Origin of the sequence: Gordonia sp. (in: high G+C Gram-positive bacteria) (assembly GCF_049299075.1) — a bacterium.
Taxonomy (GTDB): Bacteria; Actinomycetota; Actinomycetes; order Mycobacteriales; family Mycobacteriaceae; genus Gordonia.
In genome coordinates this window covers 1-3,338 of the sequence record NZ_JBAQWU010000400.1, presented here as the reverse complement: position 1 = coordinate 3,338, position 3,338 = coordinate 1, and the positions used below count along the sequence as shown (strand labels likewise).

The following is a 3,338-nucleotide window of genomic DNA, read 5'->3' as shown; positions in this document are numbered from 1 at the left end:
AAGCTGATCCTGGCGATCACCGCGTGCCCCACCGGAATCGCACATACGTACATGGCAGCGGACGCCCTCAAGCTCGCGGCCGAGCGGGCCGGAGTCACGTACCTCGTCGAAACCCAGGGATCCTCGGGCACCACCCCGTTCCGCGCGGACCAGATCCAGCGCGCCGATGCCGTCATCTTCGCCACCGATGTCGGAGTCAAAGGCAAGGATCGCTTCGCCGGGAAGCCGGTCATCGAGTCCGGCGTCAAGCGGGCCATCAACGAGCCGGACACGATGATCGCCGAGGCCCTCACCGCGGCGGACAATCCGCACGCCCGGCGCGTAGCCGCCGGCGACGGAGCCTCCGCATCCGGCGCCGACGACGGTGCGGCCATCGGGATGGGCGGTCGCCTCAAACAATCGCTGCTCACCGGCGTCAGTTACATGATTCCGTTCGTCGCGGCCGGCGGGCTCCTGATGGCCCTCGGTTTCCTCTTCGGCGGTTACGAGATAGCCAACGCCAAGGTGTGTATCCCGCAGTCACTGATCGACGGGAACGTCACCTATCCGGGCGCATGTCAGGGCGGGATGAGCGATGCCGCGTTCTATGCGCTCAACAACTCGCTCTGGGACCTTCCGCCGGGCGGCCTCTTGCAGTATCTGGGTGCGGTCTTCTTCGCCATCGGCAGCCTGGCCATGGCCTTCATGGTGCCGGTGCTGGCCGGCTACATCGCCTATGCAATCGCCGACCGACCCGGTATCGCCCCCGGTTTCGTGGCCGGCGCCGTCGCCCTGGCCGTCGACGCCGGATTCATTGGCGGCCTGATCGGCGGTCTACTGGCCGGGGTGGTGACTCTGTGGTTGACCAGAATCGACATGCCCCGCTGGGCTGCGGGTCTGATGCCGGTGGTGGTGATACCGCTCTGCTCGTCGCTCCTCGTCGGCGGTGTCATGTTCATTCTGCTTGGTCGCCCGTTGGGCTGGCTGAACTCGCAGATGATCGACGGTCTGAACTCGATGTCGGGCAGCTCCAAGATCGTCCTGGGCGTCATCATCGGCCTGATGATGTGCTTCGATCTGGGCGGTCCGGTCAACAAGGCCGCCTACGCGTTCGGCGTGGCGGGTCTGGGCATCGCCGAGGCGAGCGCCCCACAGTGGGAGATCATGGCGGCGGTCATGGCTGCCGGCATGGTGCCCCCGCTCGCCCTCGCGCTGGCGTCGACTGTGCTGCGGCCCACCGCCTTCACCGACCCCGAGCGGGAGAACGGCAAGGCCGCCTGGCTGCTGGGCGCGTCGTTCATCTCCGAGGGCGCTATCCCATTCGCCGCCGCCGACCCGTTCCGGGTGATCCCGTCGATGATGCTGGGCGGCGCGGTGACCGGGGCCCTCACGATGGCCATGAATGTTCAGCTGCGCGCCCCGCACGGCGGCATCTTTGTCCTATTCGCCATGAACGGCACCTGGTGGAAGTTCCTGATCGCCCTCGCCGTGGGAACCGTGGTGTCGGCGGTCGCCGTCGTCGCCGCTAAACAATTCCGAACTACCTCTGCTGCCGAGGGCGCCCCGGCGGCGGCTGCGGCGTAATAGGTTCGTAGCCAACACCTTCGACGCATCCGCACCGAAGTATCCATTCATCGAAAGGATCTCCCCATGCCAAGCACCACCGTCACCGTCGGCTCCGCCGTCGGCCTGCACGCCCGCCCGGCCACCATCATCGCCAAGGCCGCCATGGCCCTCGACTCCGACGTGACCCTCGCCGTCGACGGTGGCGAAGGCCCGGTAGACGCCGGCAGTTCGCTGATGATCATGACCCTAGGCGCCGAGAAGGGCGCCACCGTGATCGTCGAGGGCAGCGATCAAGCCGCCGTCGATCAGATCGCCGCCCTCGTTGCCCAGGATCTGGACGCCGAGTAGGTCATCTGCCGCGACGTCAGTCGATCGTCACCCGGGCAGTGAAGGTCGTGTTGCCATCGACTGCCGACGCGCGCACCAGATCACCGGCCGGGGTGCTCCCGGCGGGCAGATCCACGCCCACCAGATCCAGGCAATACAGGCCGTTGACGCGCATCGCCGCATTCTGGACAGAGCCGTCCTCGTCGGTCTTCAGTTTCCCGAGCCGCCACGTATCCACCGCCTGGTATCCCGCCGAGCTCGACGCATCACATTCATCGACACGAGCCAGCACGGCGTGCGTGCCGCCGGCGGTCTCCGGGTGGTCCGCGTCGGCGAGCACCGTATCGGCGGAGCGGGTTTCCGAGTCCGGCAGGAGCATGACGATCCGGTCGCCGTCGAAGCTAGTGGCTTCGGCACGCCACCCCCCGGGAACCTCGACGATCACGGTGATGTCCTGGTCGAGCAGAAACTCTTCCGGGGCCGCGGCGGTCGCGGTGCCGCCAGCGTCGTCGTTCGAGCTCCACGGCTGCCAGATCAGCAGCCCGACGACCAGTCCCACGATCACGATGGCGGCGATCACCCCGGCGATCAGGCCAGTCTTCGACTTCTGCGGCGCCGGCGGGTAGCCGCCGTATCCGGGCTGCCGATAGCCTGCCTGGGCATACCCGGTCGGCCCCGGCTGACCTTACCCGGGCGACCCGGGGTAGCCCGGCGCCCCGGGGTAGCTGGGCGGGGCCGGGTAGCCGGGCGGGGCCGGGTAGTCGACCTGCGGGGGCGGCGTCACAATCTGGGTCTCGTCATCGCCGGCGGGTTGCTGGTCCCACGGATTGGTCATCGTCAGTCCTTTGGCGCTCGTGTGGAAATTCTCAGGGCTTGCGGGCAGCCTCAGTGCTTGCGGGCGGTGAGCAGCGACGTGTCCTGAGTCGAGGCGCTGCTGACCCAGTCGCCGGCCGCGCGGCCGCTGGTGCCGTCGATGCCGACCACTTCGAGACAGTCGGCGTCATCGACCCGCAGGGTCGCGACGGTGAACGCGACCTCGGGCAGGTCCATCGATGGTTCGGCACTCCACTGGCCGACGGCCTTCGGGGTGCCGCTGCCCGATCGGCATTCCCCGGCGCTGGCGAAGACGCCGTGGGTGTCGGCACCGACCTGCCCCTGCCGGAATCCGTCGACGATCGAGGCTCCGGGGCTGCCCTCCGACGCCGGCACCATGATCAGCCCCCGCTCACCGTCGTAGTCCATGGTCTCGGCCCGCCAGCCGTCGGGAACCTTGACGGTGAGCACTATGCCGCGATCGATGGCGAACTCCTGCCCCCCACCGCCGGGGGCCGAAATCTGGTCATCGGACGTCCACGGCTGCCAGATCAGCAGGCCGACGACCAGACCGAGGATCACCACGGCAGCGACCACGACGGCGATCAGCCCGGTCTTCGACTTCTGCGGCGCAGGCGGATAGCCGTATCCAT

At 68.1% G+C, this 3,338-nt stretch carries 5 protein-coding genes; 2 read left to right on the top strand and 3 right to left on the bottom strand.

Features of this window, described 5'->3' with window-relative positions:
* The coding region (locus tag WAW85_RS12780) for a PTS fructose transporter subunit IIC (protein ID WP_422559985.1) at positions 1 to 1,563 on the top strand (1,563 nt) is incomplete at its 5' end.
* Positions 1,564 to 1,629: 66 nt separating this feature from the next.
* Positions 1,630 to 1,893, top strand: a complete 264-nt coding sequence (locus WAW85_RS12775; RefSeq protein ID WP_422559984.1) for an HPr family phosphocarrier protein — start codon at positions 1,630 to 1,632, stop codon at positions 1,891 to 1,893.
* Positions 1,894 to 1,909: 16 nt separating this feature from the next.
* Here the strand turns inward: WAW85_RS12775 and WAW85_RS12770 are convergent, their stop codons facing one another.
* From WAW85_RS12770 to WAW85_RS12760, 3 genes are all read right to left on the bottom strand, one after another.
* A complete protein-coding gene (locus WAW85_RS12770) occupies positions 1,910 to 2,452 on the bottom strand; it encodes a hypothetical protein (protein ID WP_422559983.1) in 543 nt (180 codons plus the stop codon).
* Between the two features lie 105 nt (positions 2,453 to 2,557).
* Entirely contained in the window at positions 2,558 to 2,707 is a 150-nt protein-coding gene (locus tag WAW85_RS12765) for a hypothetical protein (protein WP_422559982.1), read from the bottom strand.
* A gap of 50 nt (positions 2,708 to 2,757) precedes the next feature.
* The coding region (locus WAW85_RS12760) for a hypothetical protein (RefSeq protein ID WP_422559981.1) at positions 2,758 to 3,338 on the bottom strand (581 nt) is incomplete at its 5' end.